The following is a 795-nucleotide window of genomic DNA, read 5'->3' as shown; positions in this document are numbered from 1 at the left end:
AAGCATCAATTTGCTGATCCATCCAGACAAATATTTCGATGTCATGCCGATTACAGAGGCTCCTGCCGAGTCATGTCGGTAAAATGCGGGTTTTGACGTTCTGGAATCACGGATTCAGGAAAAAACCATAGAGATATTGGATGTCCAAATAGGAATATCTGATGAGTCCGGTTCTCAGCGAATAAACTGGAATGCTGCTGGGTGGGAATGTGACAGGATGGCCTTTTTCGGGGTGCCGGGTAGAGATTGCAGGCGGCTTTGTATATACATTAGATGCAGCTAATATTATACTTTACTGATTATCGCGCAGATTCAATTTCGGGCTTGAGACATGCTGGATCCTACGGAATACAATGACCAGGACATGGGGAGGGTGGAAGTCAAAAACACCACCTGTTACATGTGTGCCTGCCGCTGCGGCATTCGTGTGACCCTGCGTGATGGCGAAGTCCGCCATATAGAAGGCAATCCTGAACACCCCCTGAACAAAGGTGTTATCTGCGCCAAAGGTGCGTCAGGCATCATGAAGCAGTATTCTCCGGCACGCTTGACCAAGCCGCTGTTGCGCCGCGCTGATGCCGAGCGTGGTGAATCGAAGCTCGAAGAGATCTCCTGGGACAGGGCCTTCGATATCATGGAAGAGCGCCTGGGGAAAATCCGCAAGGAAGATCCCAAGCTGAAGTTTCCCAGAAATTATTCAAGCCACCATGCGCAGCAGCACAGTGACCAGAGAATTTCCGGGGGGATTGCCGGGTTTGGGGCAAACCCTGGCAAAATTCTCATCCAAAGCTGCTT

1 pseudogene is annotated in these 795 nt (G+C 50.3%); it reads left to right on the top strand.

The annotated features are described in order from the left end of the window. Positions 1-331: 331 nt before the first annotated feature. Positions 332-795: pseudogene (locus ACOCD2_RS23265) on the top strand (hypothetical protein); the annotation flags it as partial.

The sequence above is a fragment of the Thiolapillus sp. genome, assembly GCF_048562965.1.
GTDB classification, from domain to species: domain Bacteria; phylum Pseudomonadota; class Gammaproteobacteria; order Chromatiales; family Chromatiaceae; genus Thiolapillus; species Thiolapillus brandeum_A.
Note: the sequence above shows the minus strand (reverse complement) of the source record. Positions and strands in the feature narration are given on the sequence as shown.